Consider the following 18,274-nt stretch of genomic DNA (forward strand, 5'->3'; position numbering starts at 1 on the left):
AGTAAATCACTAACTTAACTCTCTAATTAACTTCCACCGTAATATGCTGGGTGAAGCTGGTGAGTAGTTTGCGTACTTCTGCGGGGTTGCGGAGATAAAATTTAGCTGCTGATAAATTGCTGCCTACTTTGATGGTAATTGCAGTTTCCGGTAATGCTTTAAAAATATCTTCGTCGGTATAATCATCGCCAAAGGCTATAATAAAATCATAATCTTTGCCTTCTGTTAGGGTTAACGCGGCTTTACCTTTGTTGATATCCATGTTCTTTACTTCCAGTACCTTATCCCCTGCCAGCAGCTGTAGGCCTTTATCGCTGGCCAAATATTTCAGGTTGTTCATCAATTCGCTCGCTCTAAGCTCTCCTAAGCCATTTTGTGCCTTGCGGTAGTGCCAAACCAGCGAATAGGTTTTCTCTTCGATAAATGAGCCCGGAGTACGGTCTACATAGGTTTCCAGGATGGGATAAATATCATGTTTCCATTGATCGCTCAATCCCGATATTTTATGCCAACTGGTGCCAGGTCTTTTAAACCAGGAACCGTGTTCGGCAATCAGGTATATATTGGTATGGCTAAACCACTCTTCGAGGTTTTCATGCTTACGACCACTGATGAGCACGACCTGATTGGCAGGATCTTCTGATAGTTTATCAATTATATCGTATAATTCTTTATCGGGACTGGCCTGCTCAATATTTGATTTAAAGTTCACAAGGGTACCATCATAATCTAAAAAGATGATCCTTTTTTTGGTTTTGATATACCGGTTGATGATAGATTGTTCGGTGGCGAAACTAACATGCCGGGCCTGTAGGGAGCGCTGCATGAGTTTAACCTCCTTTAAACGGTCAAAGAAAATTTTGACCCAGTGCGAAATATTAAACTTTGATACTAACTGCCGCATAGGTATCATGCGCCTTTGCTGCTCTTCCAGTGGCATGCTAAGGGCCTCCAGTATCGCCCGGCAAACCTCGCCCGTATTATTTGGGTTAACGACGATAGCATCAATTAATTCTTTAGATGAACCGGCCATCTCACTTAATATCAATACGCCATCGTTATTTGTTCTGCTGGCAATATATTCTTTACTAACCAGGTTCATACCATCGCGCATGGGGGTTACCAGGCATACATCGGCAGTATGGTATAAGGCAGATAGTGTTTCGATCGGGAACGACCGGTAATAATAATGGATAGGTGTCCAATCCATGGTTCGATATATGGAATTGATATTACCTACCCTTTTATCAATTTCCTCACGCAGGTGGGCATATTGCGGAACGGTATCCCTTGAAGGCACAACGATCATGTAGAACGTTATTTTTTCAATACACTCGGGGCAAAGCTCCAGCATCAATTCAAAAGCCTGCAAGCGTTGTAGTATACCTTTGCTATAGTCCAGCCGGTCAATAGAAAGGATGAGCTTGGTGTCTTTGAAATTGTTTTTTATCAGCTCGATCTGTTCTTTGACATCATCCTGTAGCGGTAAAGTGGCATATTTTTGCTCATCTATTCCCATGGGGAATGATTCTACCACGATGGAACGCTCATCCATGGTGATGATGTTTGATGAGGTATTTACCGGCAAAATACGTGAGGTTGCTCCCAAAAAATGACGCACATCATCAAAGGTGTGAAAGCCAATCAGGTCAGCACCCAGCATACCCTCCAATAGTTCAGATCTCCAGGGTATCAACCGGAACATTTCATGTGAGGGAAATGGAATATGCAGGAAAAAGCCAATAGAAACATCAGGCAATTCATTCCTTACCAGGGCAGGTAAAAGTAATAACTGGTAATCATGGATCCATATAATATCGCCAGGTTCGGCAACACTTAGGATGCTGTCTCTAAATTTTTGATTTACAGCCTGGTAATAATCCCAGTTTGATTGCTTGTAATTGGCGTACGTGGAGGCGTAATAATGGAAAACCGGCCATAATACCTCGTTGGAGAATCCTTCATAATATTGATTGATTTCTTCCTGGTCAAGAAAAACTGGTATTAGGCTGAGTTCTTTTAATTGATGGGAAACATGGTCTTTATCCTGTTGCTCGGTGATCTCGATGCCGGGCCAGCCTATCCATACATTATTACCTTGTTTATATATTGAACCTAAACCGGTTGCTAAACCCCCTTCACTGGACGATAAAATATACTCGTCTTCGTTTTTTGAAATTTTGATAGGTAACCGGTTAGATACAATGATGGTCTTGGGCATATCTGCGAATTATATTAATAAATTATACTTATTAATAAAGACAGAAAGCCTCAATTTGTTTGCTTAATAGTTACAATGAAGGGCAAAATAACAAGCTTGTGACATAAAAAAGCCATCCCGATTGTCGGAATGGCTTTTTATGAAGACTATTTAGAATTATCTTACTTGTTGGAAAAACTCAAGGTTAGCTTGTTGAGTGATCCTTACCAATACTTCATGAGTATCGTTTTTCAGGTCAACAAAGTATGAAGTTGGGTCGATGTTGTCGTTCAGGTCGGTATTAGCCTGGTAAACGATAACCTCGCCTATTTCGTAACCTTTGTAATCTTTAGCAATTTGTTTTAAAGTTTTAGCAGGGATAGCTTTAGCGTCAACACGTTGAGTTACACCTAAAAACTCGCCATTCAGGTTGTAGAAAGCGGTTTTTTTAACGCCATCGATAGTGAAGGTAGCCTTTTGGCAATTTTTGGTTACAGTCCAGTTTACATCTTTTGCATCGGAAAAGTCAACTGTGAAACCGTGTAAAGCGATGTAAGAAACGTTTGTTCCACCATCAACTACTTTTTTTACGCCGTCAGCGGCAAATACATTAACGCTTAATAAAGCGGCAATTGCTGTTGTTAAAAATATCTTTTTCATGTCCGTTTAAATTTTAAATCCATAACAAAAGTATGCTAAGATTAGTAATGTCACAAATAAAATTTAACTTTTATGAATATTTTATAATTATATTACTTTTATGATGAAAAATTTAAATTTTTATAATGCACTTAGTGTATAATTTACAATATGTAAATTTAAAAATGTGCAAAAAAATAGGTTTTGGATTAGCTAAACCGATTTTTCAAATTATTTTAACCTCAATTTAACCATTATCCGCGAAACCTGGATACAAAGTCATGCCTCCGTCCATAAAAATGGTGGTGCCGGTGATGTAATCGGCCTCGTCTGATGCCAGCCAGGCAGCCAGTTTGCCAATATCATCAGGCTTGCCAATTCGGTTATAAGGTATGAGGGTGAGCAGTTTATCTAATGCCTCGGGTGTATCCCAGGCAGCTTTATTAATAGGTGTTTGTATAGCTCCGGGTCCGATGCCCACTACCCTGATTTTATGCGGGGCCAGTTCCTGGGCTATGCTTTTCATAAACATGCTAATGCCCCCTTTACTTGCGGCATAGTTAACATGCCCTCCCCATGGAATTACCTCGTGTACACTGCTCATGCAAATGATCTTGCCAGCTGCACGGCTTCGTTCGTCCACTACACCCCTGCGTATAAACTCTCTGGCTGCTTCGCGCGAGCATAAAAACTGCCCGGTAAGGTTAATGCTGATCACTGTATTCCAATCATCCAGGGTCATATCTACAAATTTGGAATCTTTTTGCAAACCTGCATTGTTTACCAATATATCGATGGTGCCGTATTGCGCGTACATCTGGGCAAACATTTCTTTTACCTCAGTTTCCTGGCTTACATCAGCTTGTACGGCAAATGCTTCGCCGCCAATCTCCTTTATTTCAGCTACGGTAACTTCCGCAGCATCATGATTGTGGGCGTAATTGATAACCAGTTTGGCACCAGCGGCTGCGAGAGCCAGGGCTACCCCTTTACCGATACCGCTATCGGCACCGGTAACCAGTGCCGCTTGTCCTTTTAATGATGGGTTCATTTATCTACATATTTAATTGTTTTAATATAACCAATGTATTTTACAGGATAAGGTTTTATATATTAAACATTTGTAAACAAAAAGAGACGCAATTACGCGTCCCTTCAACAGAAAAAATATGTTGGTGATGGCTATAGTGCTTTTATATAATCCAAAAACATATAAAGCGCTTTCTTTTTTCCTTCGGTAAGATCGAAATCTATCTTGTGCATCAGATAATCCTGTATGTCAAAATCTTCACGCATGGGTAGTTCTTTAAAAAGCTCTGCCCGATGATCAAGGCCATGTTTCAGGGCGGCGTTAAACTCGTCCATAAAATCCTGTGGAATAGGTTTGTTGGCTATCCAGCCGGCAAACATAAAAGGCAAACCCGTAAAGTTTTGCCATTCTTCGGCAAGGTCATACACATAATTATATTTATCTTTTTTGCCAAAGGTGCGGTCGCCTATTTGTACAAAAGCGGTGTTGGCTTCTGTAGATTCGCTGTAGTCTGTAGCATCTTTAATTAATTCGGGGTTTACATTCCAGTAGTTTTTTAGTAAAACACGCGCCAGGTTATTGGATGAGCGCGATTGCGGATCGAGCTGTAGGTATTTGATGTCCTTAACATCGCAATTGCTAAAAATAAATACCGAATTTACAGCGCCTACTGCCCCGATACAGTATTCAGAAACTATTTCCCAATGTGGTAAATTCAAGGTAGCCGCTACAGGAATGAGGCCGATATCAACCACATCATCTATTAGTTTTTGAGCACAGTCTGACGGCATATCGAGGCTCAATTCAATTTTATCTAATATTCCACTATGCTGGATGCCGTATATAAAGGGTTTGGTGTTGGTGTAGCTTACAGCTGATATTCTTATCTTATTCACAGAAACGCTCTCTTTCAGGATTGTTTTAAATGTTCGGAGTTGTTAAAATCGACGATCTCAAATTTTTCGCCGTTGTAGGTCACTTTGTATAAAACCAGGTTCTGGTGCGGAAAGGTGTCCATCTCTGTAAGCGGAACGCCTGATAATATACAAAGCAATAAGCGCATGGCACGACCATGCATACAGACGAGTACTGTTTTTTCTTCGGGATGGCTCATGATCACATCGAGCGCTTCACGCTCTCGTACCTCCACCTCGTTAGGGCTTTCACCGCCTTCAAATTTACTGTCTAAGCGACCATCGAGCCAGTCGCGCATGATTTGTAAAAAGGCGGCTTTGTTTTGGGCCGTAGCCGGTTGCCCTTCGTGTATTCCCCAGGCCAGCTCATCCAGGCCTGATAGTTTTTGATAGGGAATTCCCAGATCAATAAAAGGCTGAACGCTTTGTTGAGTACGCTTTAAGGCCGATAGATATATTTTATCAAATGGTACAGTTTTGTATGCCTCAAAAAATTGAGCTGCCTGTTTACGGCCCTCATCGTTTAAATCGGTATCCATTCCCCGTCCCTGTACAACACCCAGCCTGTTGAGTTCTGTTTGGCCGTGGCGTACTATATATAAGGTTTTTTGTATCATTCTTGTTTAGGATGAAAGGTAAAAGCTGAAAAGTAAAAGGTTTGTATAAAAAAGATAAACCCTTTACCTTTCACCCTTCGCCTTTCACCATCAATTAATTACAGGCAACTTGTAATACTGAGGTTTTGGCTCAGTTTCCGGGAATTCAAAATTAGTATAGTCGGTTACTACATTATATAAAGTGTCGCGCTCAATAGGCTGTCGGCCAATATTTTTGATCAGTTCTACCAATTGTTTGGTGCTCATGCCCGGGTGCTGTTCTTCGGCACCAGCCATAGAATATATTTTAGTAGTATCATCCAACGTACCGTCAATATCATCAACTCCAAAGTTTAGGGATAGTTGTGCCGTAGTACGACTGATCATAGCCCAGTAAGCTTTAATATGATCAAAATTATCAAGGTAGATACGTGCCACCGCATAGTTACGCAGATCCTCAACCACGGTTGACTCGGGCACGTGCGACATTTGATTATCCTGGTTGCGGAATTTTAACGGTATAAAGGTTTGGAAGCCTCCAGTTTTATCCTGTAACTGGCGCAGGCGTTCCATATGATCAACCCGGTGCCAGAACTTTTCTATATGACCATAAAGCATAGTAGCATTGGAGCGGCCACCCAGCTTGTGCCATTCTTCATGAATAGCCAGCCATTGGTCGCCGGTACATTTATCTTTGGATATCAGGTCACGAACCTCGGGATGGAAAATCTCGGCACCACCGCCGGGAATTGACTGTAAACCAGCTTCCTGCATCAGGCGCATACCTGTAGCATAGTCAATTTTGGCTTTTTTAAATATATAATGATATTCAACAGGTGTTAATGCCTTGATATGCAGTTCCGGGCGATGAGCGCGGATACGGCTAAAAAGCTCCTGGTAAAAAGGTACGTCGTATTGTGGCAAAACGCCACCTACTATATGCACTTCGGTTACGGGTTCACCATCATATTTGGTCACCATGTTAAACATTTCGTCCATGGTATATTCCCAGCCTTCTGATTTTTGCTTCAGCAAGCGAGAGTACGAGCAAAATTTGCAGTCATAAACACACAAATTAGTTGGCTCGATATGAAAATTACGGTTGAAATAAGTTTTATGACCATGACGTTTCTCGCGGATGTAGTTGGCTAAAACGCCCAAATAACCCAGGTCGCCCTGCTCATATAATATCACACCTTCATCAAAGGTGATGCGTTCGTTATTAAGAACTTTTTCGGCAATGTGCTTTAAATCAGCGGATAGATCCGGATTTTGTAATAATAACTGTAAATTACCTTCAGCTTCCATGGAAAAAACTTTGCGCAAATGTACTAAAAAGCATAAAACTATGCTTTATGAGATAATTCATTGCAAAGCGGATGGAAGTAAATGACACTAAAATTGCACAGGGGTAATCAGGCTTATGTTGATGCCGTTAAAACAATCGTCCTGACACCCTTTGGGAACAAATCCGCAACTGGATATCATACCGTTATTTTTTGCTTCAAAGTAAATGTCATTGGCTTTCTTATCGGCTTTAAGCCAAACCGTTTTGGCTTTTTGGTAAACATCATCTAATATAAGTGATTCGCCTGCATCGTTAGGATGTGTGTTGATGTGATCAGCATCTTCATGCCATTGTTTTAACGTGTCTTTTTGAGCTGTGCCGTTTCGCTTAAGTTGGGTTGAAATAAAATCCCTTGAAACTATCTTACCATTAATTACACTGATTTTAGTCTCTGACCCATAACCGAAAACGGATCCGGAGTTCGAGGTATAGAGATAGGAATTGTGCGCATTACTTTTAAAGCTTAACCAAGCATTATAGCTTTTATTAAACTCACTTTCATTAGCAATGTTGTCTTTCTTGCAACTGCTTAGCAGTAACGAAGCAATAATTAACGAGAAATAAAAATTTTTCATGATTACAGGGGGGGTATTTTAGAATATTACGCAAAAATTATGCCCCCCGTTACACCTTATAAAAATAATCTTATTTAATTTGGCCAAATGAAGATTGAAACTATAGCTATCCACGCCGGGAATAAAAAGGACGAATCGTCAAAAGCAGTAATACAGCCTATTATATTATCTACCACTTTTGAACGTGGTATTGATGGTGATTTCCCGGGCGGACATATCTATAGCAGGTCATCAAACCCCAACCGCTGGTCGCTAGAAAATGTATTGGCTAAGCTAGAGAATGGTGCAGATGCGGCTTCTTTTTCATCTGGTAATGCTGCTGGTATGTCTGTATTCCAGTCGCTGCCTCCAGGTACGCATGTTATAGCGCCTGATGATATGTATCATGGATTGCGCAACCAGCTTAAAAACCTGTTTGCCGGAATTTTAACTTTTGATTTTATCGATGTAAACGATACAGAGGTGTTGCAGCAGCACATCAGGCCAGAAACAGGAGTGATATGGTTGGAAACGCCATCGAACCCCTTACTTAAAATAACCGATATTAAAAAGGTTGTCGCTATTGCCAAAGCGAAAGGGATTAAAGTGGTTTGCGATAATACTTTCGCCACGCCGATATGTCAGCAACCGCTTGCTTTGGGCGCCGACCTGGTAATGCACTCCGCAACCAAATATTTTGGCGGCCACAGCGACCTGATGGGCGGCGCGCTGATCACAGCCGAAAAAAGTGAATGGTGGCAAAAAATACGGCAGGTACAGGAAATGGGGGGCGCAATCCCCTCTCCAACTGATTGTTATTACCTGGCCCGCAGCATTAAAACGCTACCTTACCGGGTTAAAGGCCATGTACAAAACGCGCAACTGCTGGCTGAGTTTTTAGAGCAGCATCCTCAAGTTGATCAGGTAATGTATCCAGGTTTACCCTCACATCCACAACATACCATTGCTAAAGAACAAATGCTGGCTTTTGGAGGCATGTTATCTTTTATTGTTAAGGGCGATGAAAACGATACGCATAACATCATTAACAAACTCAAGTTGTTTACCCGTGCCACCAGTTTGGGCGGTGTGGAGAGCCTGATTGAGCATCGCGCAACCGTTGAAGGTCCGGACACTAAAACTCCTATAAACCTGCTTAGAGTATCAGTTGGTTTAGAGCATATTGATGATCTGATAGCGGATTTGAAACAAGCTTTGGATTAATGCCAGGCTGCAAATAGTTTCACCATTTCTTCTGCATTTTGTGTAGAGGGACGGTCTGCAACAACTGTTTCAATTAAAGGAGATTCCGCATATATGGCCTTGACCCTTTTTTCATACCTGTCTTTATCCTTTATAAATTGTTCCGGGTGTTGATAGTAATATTCAATTGCCGATAAACGTGTAGCAGGATTTTTACTGTAAAGTAACATGAGCTCAATTTCGGGAGTGATCTTATCTTTTATGGCGTTATAATTACGTCGATTTTCAAGTAAAATGGGGGAATACCCCATAAAAGCATAAACACCATATATCTCACCCGAGTACGGTGTCATTAAAAATTGTATTTTTTTATCTGTTGTATATTGTTTTGTGTTCGTATTTAAAGGCTTTACCATCTCATCGTATTTGTAATAAACAGGCTTAGTGAAATAACCATTGCCGGGCTCAAATAGTAGTGAGCAAATTTCTCTGTACCTGTTTGTTAATCGGCTGTCAAATGGTAAAAGAGAGCTTAGTTCATAACTGATCAACTTATCTTTAAAGAAAATAAAATGATAGCGAATGGATAAATACCCGATTTCGTAAATGCCACGAACTGAGTAATAATTAAAACCAAGGTCATTACTTTTTCGGTTTACTGCATTAAACAATGGTAGTATACTGGCCGGAGCATTTTTATATACATGAGCTAACCGCTTTACAAACAGAGAGTCTTTTTCAATTAATTCAGGTTTTATTAGAGCAGTATCTTCTTTGATCTGCCCAAAACTGGCTAATGAGTATGAAAGACTAATAAGTAAGAAAATGCACTTTTTTACGCAGGTATTCATTGGTTAAAACAAGTTACTAAAATTTAATTTGGTTTTTTAATTTATATCACCCTATATTTGCAACAATATTTGGTAGCGATACCATTGATCAATTCTCCGCGATAGTTCGGGTTTTGATTTATAAAGAAGCGGCGAGAGATCAGGCTCAATGACCCGCTGGCAACCCTCCAAAATTGGAGAAGGTGCCAATTCCTGTCCCGGAAAATAACCCCGGGGAATATAAATTTATAACCATGAAAAGTTTAATTAAATTTAGTCAGCGCCACATTTTTAATACCTCAAACGGTAACATACAACCTATTTGCTTAAATATTAGCAGTATGTGTATGTGTTGCTGCTGATCCACTGGACGCGTCCTCTTTTTCTGATCCCGGAAAACACGTGTTGCAACAAACAGGTAAAGTTTATTTACCCGCCCGTTAAAAATCCATCAAAACAGTAAAAAATTAATTAAACACATTTCAATCTTACAACTATGTCTGCCAACAATTTAAAATTCGAAACCCTTCAATTACACGCCGGTCAGGAGGTTGATCCAACAACAGGCTCACGTGCTGTACCACTTTATCAAACCACATCATACGTATTTAAAAATGCGGAGCATGGTGCTAATCTTTTCGCGCTCAAGGAGTTTGGTAATATCTACACCCGCTTAATGAACCCCACTACCGATGTTTTTGAAAAACGGGTAGCGGCTTTAGAAGGCGGTGTTGCAGCCTTAGCCACAGCATCCGGGCAGGCAGCACAATTTTTAGCACTAAATAATATATTACAGGCTGGCGATAACTTCGTGACCTCCCCTTTCCTGTACGGCGGTACATACAATCAGTTTAAAGTAGCTTTTAAGCGATTAGGCATCGATGTTCGCTTTGCCAAAGATGATACCGCCGAAAATCTGGAGGCTTTAATCGATAATAAAACAAAGGCCATTTACCTGGAAACTGTAGGTAACCCGGGTTTTGCTATAGCCGATTTTGAAAAAGTAGCAGCCCTGGCTAAAAAGCATGATCTACCGCTGATCGTTGATAATACATTCGGTGCGGCAGGTTACCTATTCCGCCCCTTGGAGCATGGTGCTCATATCGTGGTAGAATCAACCACTAAATGGATCGGCGGTCACGGAACCAGCATTGGCGGTATTATAGTTGATGGTGGTAACTACAATTGGGGTAACGGAAAATTTCCTCAGTTTACTGAACCATCTGAAGGTTACCACGGATTAGTATTTGCCGATGTATTTGGTATTGACGGCCCTTTTGGCAATATCCAATTTATTATACGTGCCCGTGTGGAAGGTTTGCGAGATTTCGGTCCATCGCAATCACCGTTTAACGCCTGGTTGAATATACAGGGTTTGGAAACGTTGTCTTTGCGTGTACAGCGCCATGTAGATAACGCTTTAGAACTGGCCAAATGGCTGGAGCAGCATCCGCAGGTAGCTAAGGTTAGTTATCCGGGCCTTGCTTCATCCCCATATCATGCCCTGGCAAAAAAATATTTAAAAAATGGATTTGGTGCTGTATTGTCCTTTGAGATCAAAGGCGACAAACAACAGGCAAGTCATTTTATTGATAGTTTACAATTGGTAAGTCATTTGGCTAACCTAGGTGATGCCAAAACGCTGATCATCCAACCATCGGCTACAACGCACCAGCAGCTTTCTGACGAAGAACAGTTATCTGCGGGCGTTACACCAACATCATTAAGGGTATCGGTAGGCATCGAACATATTGATGACATCAAGGCCGATTTTGAACAGGCATTTGCCAAAGTAGAGCAGCTTGCTGCAGAGTTAGTATAATAAGTGAGTGGTGAACAGTGAGTGGTGAGTTGAAAATAGAAACTCAACACGCACTGCTTAAAACTCGAATAATAGAATAATGAATACAGAAATATTTAAGTACACAGAAGCATTTGAATTTGAATCGGGTCAGCAGATACAGGATCTGGAAATAGGTTTTCATACTTATGGCCGGTTAAATAAAGCTAAGGACAATGTGATCTGGGTCTGTCATGCTCTCACAGCCAATGCCGACGTATTTGATTGGTGGAAGGGGCTGGTGGGTACAGGTTATCTTTTCAATCCCGAAGAACATTTTATTGTGTGCGCGAATATTCTGGGTTCGCCTTATGGTACAAGTAATCCTTTAAGTATTAACCCGGTAAGCGGGCAGCCTTATTATCAGGCATTCCCTCAATTTACCATCAGGGATATTGTAAAAGCACATCAGTTGCTTGCAGACCATTTACAGATTGATCATATACATATTTTGGTAGGTGGGTCACTTGGGGGGCAACAGGCTGTTGAGTGGGCTATTACAGAGCCTGAACGAATCAAAAACCTGATCCTGATAGCTACCAACGCGCGTCATTCACCATGGGGAATAGCGTTTAACGAGTCGCAACGTTTGGCTATTACAACCGACCGTACTTTTTATGCCAATACGCCCGATGGTGGTCAAAAAGGACTTAAAGCGGCCAGAAGCATCGCCCTGCTCTCCTATCGTGGCTATAAAACTTATTCCATAACCCAGCAGGAAGAAAGCGATGATAAAACAGATGATTACCGTGCGTCAACCTACCAAAGCTACCAAGGGCAAAAACTGGTGAACCGGTTTAATGCCTATAGTTACTGGTATCTGACCAAAACCATGGATTCGCATAATGTGGGGCGCGGCCGTCACGGAGTTGAAAAGGCTTTAAGCCTGATCAAGGCCCGTACTTTGGTAATCGGTATCCATTCGGATGTGCTGTTCCCGCTTGAAGAACAGAAATACTTATTTAACCATATCCCCAAATCAGCCTTTGCTGAGCTTGATTCATTTTATGGACACGATGGGTTTTTAATTGAAACAGAAGCATTAACAAATATTATCACATCGTTTTTTAAAACTGATGTAAAAGGAAAAATTATAGAATTACAACGTACAGCGTAATGAGTAAGAAGTTAAATATCGGATTATTTGGATTTGGAGTTGTTGGGCAAGGACTTTATGACATCGTTAAAACCAAAAATTTAAACATTGAAATTGTAAAATTTGCCATCAAGGATCCGCATAAAGAGCGTTCTTTGCCTGCACATTTGTTTACTACAGACCGGGACGAGCTATTGAACAACCCGGAGATCAATACTATTGTAGAGCTGATCAATGATACGGAGGCTGCTTTTGAAATTGTATCAAGAGCATTAAAATCTGGTAAAAATGTGGTTTCGGCCAGTAAAAAAATGATCGCCCTTCATTTGGAGGAACTGATCGAAATACAGCATAAATACGGGACATCTTTATTATATGAGGGCGCGGTTTGCGGTAGTATCCCGATCATTCGTAACCTGGAAGAGTATTATGATAACGAGTTGCTGCACTCAATCAGCGGTATTTTTAACGGTTCATCAAATTATATACTTTCAAAAGGTTTTATAGAGGGCCTGGATTATAACAGCGCACTGAAACAAGCCCAAGACCTTGGCTTTGCAGAAACAGATCCAACCAGTGATGTTGGCGGTTTTGATGCCAAATACAAGCTGGTAATAGCTGCTGCGCATGCCTACGGTGTAATTGTACAGCCCGACGAAGTGTTTAACTTCGGTATACAAAACCTGGGCGCACAAGACTTGCAATATGCCCGCGAAAAGAACCTGAAGATCAAATTGGTTCCGGTAGCCAAAGAGCTGGATGAACATAATGTGGCCCTGTTTGTACTACCCAAATTTGTAAACGAAACGGAGTTTTTATATAATGTAGAGTATGAATACAACGGCGTAACTGTACAAGCCGCATTTGCCGACCAGCAATTCTTTTTTGGTAAAGGCGCGGGGGGCCATCCTACCGGATCGGCGGTGTTGTCTGATATCGCGGCCTTACGTTATAACTACCAGTATGAGTATAAGAAGGCCAAAGAAAAAACCGATCTTAACTTTACCAATAATATCGAACTGAATATTTACCTACGATATGACGACGAAAGCCTGGTTGAAGCATTAAACTTTAAGCATATACAGGAGCGTTATTATTCAGGTAGCTATAAGTTTGTTATCGGAAAAGTTAACCTGCAGGACCTGATCGATAACCAGGATCTTATTTCTGAGAGTAAAGCCTTCATCGCTTTTGCTGATCAGCTTACCGGGGTGACTTTAGCCGCGACGGTTGAACAAACTGCAGAGGCCGTTTAATATTATCCAGTAGACGCATGTAATGTGTCTCTACGATAAAATAATGTGGAGCCGCATTACCTGTGTTTAATTATTCAACCTGAATATCTTCTACTCGAGGTAATAATGTTTTATCCGGTTCAAGCCCTCATCAAGCTCATACACTAATGGCGTAGCTGTGGGTATCTCAAGATTGCTGACGTCTTCATCACTCAGCAAATCAATATATTTTACCAGGGATCGCAAGCTGTTACCATGAGCAACGATCACTACCTTTTGATTGCGCCGCATAGCCTTTACAATGCGCTCGTTCCAAAAAGGTAAAACCCGATCCATAGTTTCGCTCAAGTTTTCAGTTAGAGGTAGTTCTCTTTCAGTGAGTCCTTTATACCGCAGATCGTGACCTGGATAACGCAGATCATCTTTGGTAATTGCCGGTGGATGCTCATTGGGGTCGCGTCGCCATTTATGAACTTGTTCGGGTCCGTACCGGGCTATAGCTTCATCTTTATTCATACCTTGCAGCGCGCCATAAAAACGCTCATTTAGCCGCCACGATTTTTCAACCGGTATCCAGAGATGATCTAATTCCTCTAAAATAAAATGCAGGGTTTTGATGGATCGTTTAAGATAAGAGGTGAAACCGACATCAAAATTATAACCATTCTTTTTAAGGATGTTGCCCGCATTTCTGGCCTGTATATAACCATTTTCCGAAAGGTCAACATCTTCCCAGCCGGTAAAGCGGTTTTCCAAATTCCAGGCACTTTCGCCGTGGCGTATCAATACTAATTTCTGCATAGGTAAATACTTAACATAAAAGTAGCTCTTGAGTTGCAAAAATTTGCTTAATATTTATAAATCAGTTAGATTGCGGTGAACCAATTTAAAATCTAACCTATTATGATTCCTACAACACCTGTAGCAGTTAAAGATGGCATTGCCAACCCCGCTCCTCTTGGGCTTTGTGCCTTTGGTATGACCACCGTATTGTTAAACATCCATAATGCCGGTTTCTTTGAGATGAATACGATGATTCTATGCATGGGTATATTTTACGGCGGATTAGCCCAGGTAATAGCCGGCGTAATTGAAGCCAAAAAGAACAATACGTTTGGTTTAACTGCATTTACCTCTTATGGTTTCTTTTGGCTATCATTAGTAGGTTTAATTGTAATGCCAAAACTGGGCTGGGGTGCTGCGCCTTCAGAAGGCGCTATGTGTGCTTATCTAAGTGTATGGGGCATATTTACTTTACTATTGTTTTTTGGTACACTAAAGCTCAATCGTGCATTGCAGTTTGTATTCGCTTCTTTAACCATACTATTCTTTTTGCTGGTTGCCGGCGATGCCACAGGTAACAATAGTATAAAACATCTGGCCGGGTATGAAGGAATTATTTGCGGCGCATCGGCTATATATACAGGTATTGCCAATGTGTTAAATGAAGTTTATGGCAGGGTTATATTACCCATAGGTCCGGTTAATGTTTAATTTAAAAGCTAAAATTAATTCTGCTAAATTGCGCAGGTGAAAGATTTTAAAAAATATTACAATATACCGGCCACTCCCGAAGAGATCTATATGGCCCTGACCAATCCGATCACCATAGAATTATGGACTGGTGAAATCGCAGAAATGTCAACCGAACCAGGTTCTGAATTTTCGATGTGGGATGGCAGTATCACTGGCAAAAATTTGGAATTTGAGCCAAACAAGAAGATCGTACAACAATGGTATTTTGAAGGCGAATCTGATAACTCCATAGTAACAATTAAACTACACACTGATAAAGGAGGATCATCGGTAGAACTGAGACACACTAATATCCCAGATACTGACTTTGATGATATGGTTGACGGCTGGAATAACAGCTATTTTGGTGGCCTGATAGACTTTTTTGAAGGAGAATAATAATAAAAAAAGCGTCATTGCAATGATATAAGGGTAATAAAAAAAGCCGCTCATTTGAGCGGCTTTTTTGTTTGATAGATTGTATCTAAACTGAAATTCAACTATTAATATTAATATAGTGTGAACTCAACTCTGCGATTTGCCTGACGGCCTGCAGCTGTTTTGTTAGATGCAATTGGTTGTGTTTGTCCATAACCAGTAGCTTCAATACGTGATGCGTTGGCACCTTTACTTACTAAGTAAGATTTGATTGACTCTGCACGGTCTTTTGATAATCTCATGTTCAGATCTTTTGAACCTGTGTTATCAGTATGACCTGCTAATTTTAAGCTAAAGTTTTTCTCAATCAATAAATTAGCAACCCTGTCTAAGCTTGGTAATGAGTGAGCGCGGATAGTTGATTTACCTAAATCAAACTCAAGATTTTTGATCGCGTCTTTAACAACTTTTTTATCTTCTTCAGTTACCACGATAACCGGTTTAGCTAATGGACAGCCAGAACCATCTACTTTTGTACCAGAAGGTGTATTTGGACATTTATCATTAATATCCAGAACTCCATCGCCATCACTATCGGTTGTTAATTTGGCAAGGTTAGCATTAGTAGTGTTCAAATCATTTCTTAACTGGTCGTTTTTAGCTCTTTCTGCATCAATTTCACGTTGTAATGCGGTTTTGGTTTGTTGATTTTCCCATAAGTATTCTTTACGCATTGATGATACCGGGTTGTGTGTTGCCATTTGTGGTTTTTTACGGCTACCCAAAGCAAACTCTAAACCGATGTGTGCATAAGAAAATCTGTCGTTACCTGATCCGTAGTTGTTACCATCAAAGTTGTCAGATTGTACAAAGTTAACCTGGTAACCCAAATCAAGGTTTACACCCGGAGCGATGTCAAACTTCAAACCAAGACCAACCGGGATAAAAACTTCCTTGGTAGATTTTCCATCTGTTCTGAAGTTGGTTTCCTGACCTGCCGCGTTGATGAGTTTTTGTTTGTAGCTCATATATCCACCACCTACAGTTAAATAAGGCTGAATAAATGGTTTATCATGGCGCCAGTTAATGTTAGCCAGAGTAATGTTTGCGCTTAACGCCGCCGACCAATTGATCTGGGTGCTAAATGAGCTGTAAATAGAATTACCTGATCCATCTAGCTGGGCGCTGTTGTTACCTTTTACTTTACCGCGTAAGAAATCAGCTTGTATACCTAATGAAGGCAGGATCTGATCTTTAATATAAGCACCGTAACCTAGTTGTTCGGTTGGATTTTTAAAATCCTGTCTGCTATTGGTGCCGAAGATGGTATAAGGGGTTAACATGCCACCGTGTACACCTACAGACCACGTACGTAATTTATCGCCACCTGAAAAAGGTTTTACATAATCATAGCTCGAAGCCGTAGAGTCAGGTGATTGGGCAAATAGTTTACCACCTACCATAAGTGCTGTTAGAAGCAGCGTGGATTTTTTTAAATTTGATTTCATATCGTTGTGTTTAATTATTGGTTTACTGTTGAATAAACCATACCCCCATTTGGCAACATTAATGCCAGCTGTCTAATTTCTAAATCAGCCGACAAGTTAAAATGAAGGTTCATTTTAACGTAAAAGAGTCAAAAATTGAGTATAAACAACTGATAGAGCCCCTTTTAAGAGCATCGCCTGAACAAGGGAAAAACCCGTGTTTTAACGGGTTGGAATTATTAATTATTGACTTTTTGTATCGGATAGTTAATGAGTAAAAAACAGTACAATCTGTATTCAAAACTTATAATTTGTATATATTAAACTATACAATAATTAACTATAGGTATATTGTTCATAAACCTCCTGAAACCCAGAAGATGAAATTTGGATGAAATTTAAACAATAATAAGGTTTTTATTTGAAGATATATATTGTATTGTTAATTATTAAATAAATGTTATTATAAATAATAAATACACATTAAGCCATAACGGCTATAGTATCAAATACTTTTTCACCCAGTTGAGTATTACCCTGTAATATTGAATTTTGTAAACCCACTACTGGTGTAATGGCTTTGGTGAAAAGTCTCCAGGCAATATCTGGTTTGATGCTGACGGTGCAATCTGCCGGGTTGTTGGTTTCCGGAGCAATAATCCATTTGTTGTTACTTCTTTTTATATACCATTCGCCGCCCGCTTCACCTTCAATGATTATTTTAATTAAAGTATCTTCTTGAGCTTGTACATGACGATATGTATGCGGCAATGCATGCATAAAAGTGGCCATGCAAGGATAAAATAACTCGCGGCGCATAATACCCGGTTTGTTTACCGCATCGCGTATTTGCTGTTGATGGTGCCACTTTTCGGTATACTCCCTGGCTATATGAAACCAATTGGCCGATTGCTCCTCTCCTGCCCAGGCTACAGAAAAGCAGGCATTGGCAAAAGGGTCTAAAGATGCTAATTCATCAACGAACTGTTTACCGGTTGTTTCGTGTAGTTGTATCAGCAGATCAGGGCTTACCTGTTTCATCGCTTTTACCCAAACGGCGTTCTCATTATTGATAAAACTAACCAGATCATTATAGCTGTTAATAACAGGAGGCGTATCACCGGTAAATGATTGTTTGGAAGATATCGTACGCACATTGCCATGCAAAAGATGCGCAGTGACATCCTTTACCGTCCATAATTTAGCTACAGTAGGTTTGTTCCAATCTTCGGGCAATAAGGATCTGAGCAGTTCAATGAGCAATTGATCCAGAATTGGAAAAAGGTGTATGGTTGGTATGGGGATAGTGTTCATAGTTGTAGTTGATGGTTCATAGATCATAGGAGCTACATCTGAATCCACAAGGTTCGTAGTAACTACATTCTTCAATCTGTGTCCATGAACCATCA

17 protein-coding genes and 1 riboswitch are annotated in these 18,274 nt (G+C 40.5%); of the genes, 6 read left to right on the forward strand and 11 right to left on the reverse strand.

The annotated features are described in order from the left end of the window. Window positions 1–22 precede the first annotated feature (22 nt). The 7 genes from ACTJKG_RS12415 to ACTJKG_RS12445 all read right to left on the reverse strand — a co-directional run bounded on the left by ACTJKG_RS12415 (window position 23) and on the right by ACTJKG_RS12445 (window position 7,302). Window positions 23–2,221, reverse strand: coding sequence for a bifunctional alpha,alpha-trehalose-phosphate synthase (UDP-forming)/trehalose-phosphatase (locus ACTJKG_RS12415; RefSeq protein WP_172333390.1), 2,199 nt, complete (start codon window positions 2,219–2,221; stop codon window positions 23–25). A 156-nt stretch (window positions 2,222–2,377) separates the two neighbouring features. Then, on the reverse strand, window positions 2,378–2,860 hold the full coding sequence (locus ACTJKG_RS12420; protein ID WP_172333391.1) for a hypothetical protein: 483 nt from the start codon (window positions 2,858–2,860) through the stop codon (window positions 2,378–2,380). Window positions 2,861–3,086: 226 nt separating this feature from the next. Continuing rightward, complete coding sequence (locus ACTJKG_RS12425; RefSeq protein WP_172333392.1) at window positions 3,087–3,890, reverse strand: SDR family oxidoreductase; 804 nt, start codon at window positions 3,888–3,890, stop codon at window positions 3,087–3,089. Window positions 3,891–4,021: 131 nt separating this feature from the next. Further along, complete coding sequence (locus tag ACTJKG_RS12430) at window positions 4,022–4,765, reverse strand: menaquinone biosynthetic enzyme MqnA/MqnD family protein (protein ID WP_440739389.1); 744 nt, start codon at window positions 4,763–4,765, stop codon at window positions 4,022–4,024. 14 nt (window positions 4,766–4,779) lie between these two features. Beyond that, window positions 4,780–5,400, reverse strand: a complete 621-nt coding sequence (locus ACTJKG_RS12435) for a histidine phosphatase family protein (protein ID WP_440739390.1) — start codon at window positions 5,398–5,400, stop codon at window positions 4,780–4,782. 90 nt (window positions 5,401–5,490) lie between these two features. Further along, the gene (gene mqnE / locus ACTJKG_RS12440) at window positions 5,491–6,687 is read right to left on the reverse strand and encodes an aminofutalosine synthase MqnE (RefSeq protein ID WP_172333395.1); all 1,197 of its coding nucleotides are present in this window, start codon (window positions 6,685–6,687) and stop codon (window positions 5,491–5,493) included. 87 nt (window positions 6,688–6,774) lie between these two features. Further along, window positions 6,775–7,302, reverse strand: coding sequence for a hypothetical protein (locus tag ACTJKG_RS12445; protein ID WP_172333396.1), 528 nt, complete (start codon window positions 7,300–7,302; stop codon window positions 6,775–6,777). An 87-nt stretch (window positions 7,303–7,389) separates the two neighbouring features. On the opposite strand from ACTJKG_RS12445, the gene ACTJKG_RS12450 reads away from it, so the two are divergent. Then, on the forward strand, window positions 7,390–8,505 hold the full coding sequence (locus tag ACTJKG_RS12450; protein ID WP_440739391.1) for a trans-sulfuration enzyme family protein: 1,116 nt from the start codon (window positions 7,390–7,392) through the stop codon (window positions 8,503–8,505). Here the strand turns inward: ACTJKG_RS12450 and ACTJKG_RS12455 are convergent. Further along, on the reverse strand, window positions 8,502–9,335 hold the full coding sequence (locus ACTJKG_RS12455; RefSeq protein WP_440739392.1) for a hypothetical protein: 834 nt from the start codon (window positions 9,333–9,335) through the stop codon (window positions 8,502–8,504). The two genes, ACTJKG_RS12450 and ACTJKG_RS12455, sit on opposite strands and share 4 nt — an antisense overlap. A 115-nt stretch (window positions 9,336–9,450) precedes the next feature. Then, window positions 9,451–9,561: riboswitch (SAM riboswitch) on the forward strand. A 249-nt stretch (window positions 9,562–9,810) separates the two neighbouring features. Between ACTJKG_RS12455 and ACTJKG_RS12460 the strand changes: the two genes are divergently transcribed. From ACTJKG_RS12460 to ACTJKG_RS12470, 3 genes are all read left to right on the forward strand, one after another. Beyond that, window positions 9,811–11,136: an O-acetylhomoserine aminocarboxypropyltransferase/cysteine synthase family protein gene (locus ACTJKG_RS12460; RefSeq protein WP_440739393.1), complete on the forward strand. Its 1,326-nt coding sequence runs from the start codon at window positions 9,811–9,813 to the stop codon at window positions 11,134–11,136. A gap of 79 nt (window positions 11,137–11,215) precedes the next feature. Next, window positions 11,216–12,271, forward strand: a complete 1,056-nt coding sequence (locus ACTJKG_RS12465; RefSeq protein ID WP_172333400.1) for a homoserine O-acetyltransferase family protein — start codon at window positions 11,216–11,218, stop codon at window positions 12,269–12,271. Next, on the forward strand, window positions 12,271–13,506 hold the full coding sequence (locus tag ACTJKG_RS12470; protein WP_172333401.1) for a homoserine dehydrogenase: 1,236 nt from the start codon (window positions 12,271–12,273) through the stop codon (window positions 13,504–13,506). Before ACTJKG_RS12465 ends, ACTJKG_RS12470 begins: the two co-directional genes overlap by 1 nt. A 90-nt stretch (window positions 13,507–13,596) precedes the next feature. Here the strand turns inward: ACTJKG_RS12470 and gpmA are convergent, their stop codons facing one another. Then, window positions 13,597–14,286: a 2,3-diphosphoglycerate-dependent phosphoglycerate mutase gene (gene gpmA, locus ACTJKG_RS12475; protein WP_440739394.1), complete on the reverse strand. Its 690-nt coding sequence runs from the start codon at window positions 14,284–14,286 to the stop codon at window positions 13,597–13,599. A 102-nt stretch (window positions 14,287–14,388) separates the two neighbouring features. On the opposite strand from gpmA, the gene ACTJKG_RS12480 reads away from it, so the two are divergent. Continuing rightward, window positions 14,389–14,979: an acetate uptake transporter gene (locus ACTJKG_RS12480; RefSeq protein ID WP_172333403.1), complete on the forward strand. Its 591-nt coding sequence runs from the start codon at window positions 14,389–14,391 to the stop codon at window positions 14,977–14,979. A 36-nt stretch (window positions 14,980–15,015) separates the two neighbouring features. After that, the gene (locus ACTJKG_RS12485) at window positions 15,016–15,399 is read left to right on the forward strand and encodes an SRPBCC domain-containing protein (protein WP_172333404.1); all 384 of its coding nucleotides are present in this window, start codon (window positions 15,016–15,018) and stop codon (window positions 15,397–15,399) included. Between the two features lie 110 nt (window positions 15,400–15,509). Here ACTJKG_RS12485 and ACTJKG_RS12490 read toward each other — a convergent pair whose 3' ends face one another. Both ACTJKG_RS12490 and ACTJKG_RS12495 read right to left on the reverse strand, forming a co-directional pair. Beyond that, window positions 15,510–16,886 (reverse strand): DUF6089 family protein, encoded by a 1,377-nt coding sequence (locus tag ACTJKG_RS12490; protein WP_440739395.1) that lies wholly within the window; start codon window positions 16,884–16,886, stop codon window positions 15,510–15,512. Between the two features lie 462 nt (window positions 16,887–17,348). Next, window positions 17,349–18,206, reverse strand: coding sequence for a maleylpyruvate isomerase N-terminal domain-containing protein (locus tag ACTJKG_RS12495; RefSeq protein WP_440739396.1), 858 nt, complete (start codon window positions 18,204–18,206; stop codon window positions 17,349–17,351). Between the last annotated feature and the right edge of the window lie 68 nt (window positions 18,207–18,274).

Origin of the sequence: Mucilaginibacter sp. 22184 (assembly GCF_052045695.1) — a bacterium.
In the GTDB taxonomy this organism is placed as follows: domain Bacteria; phylum Bacteroidota; class Bacteroidia; order Sphingobacteriales; family Sphingobacteriaceae; genus Mucilaginibacter.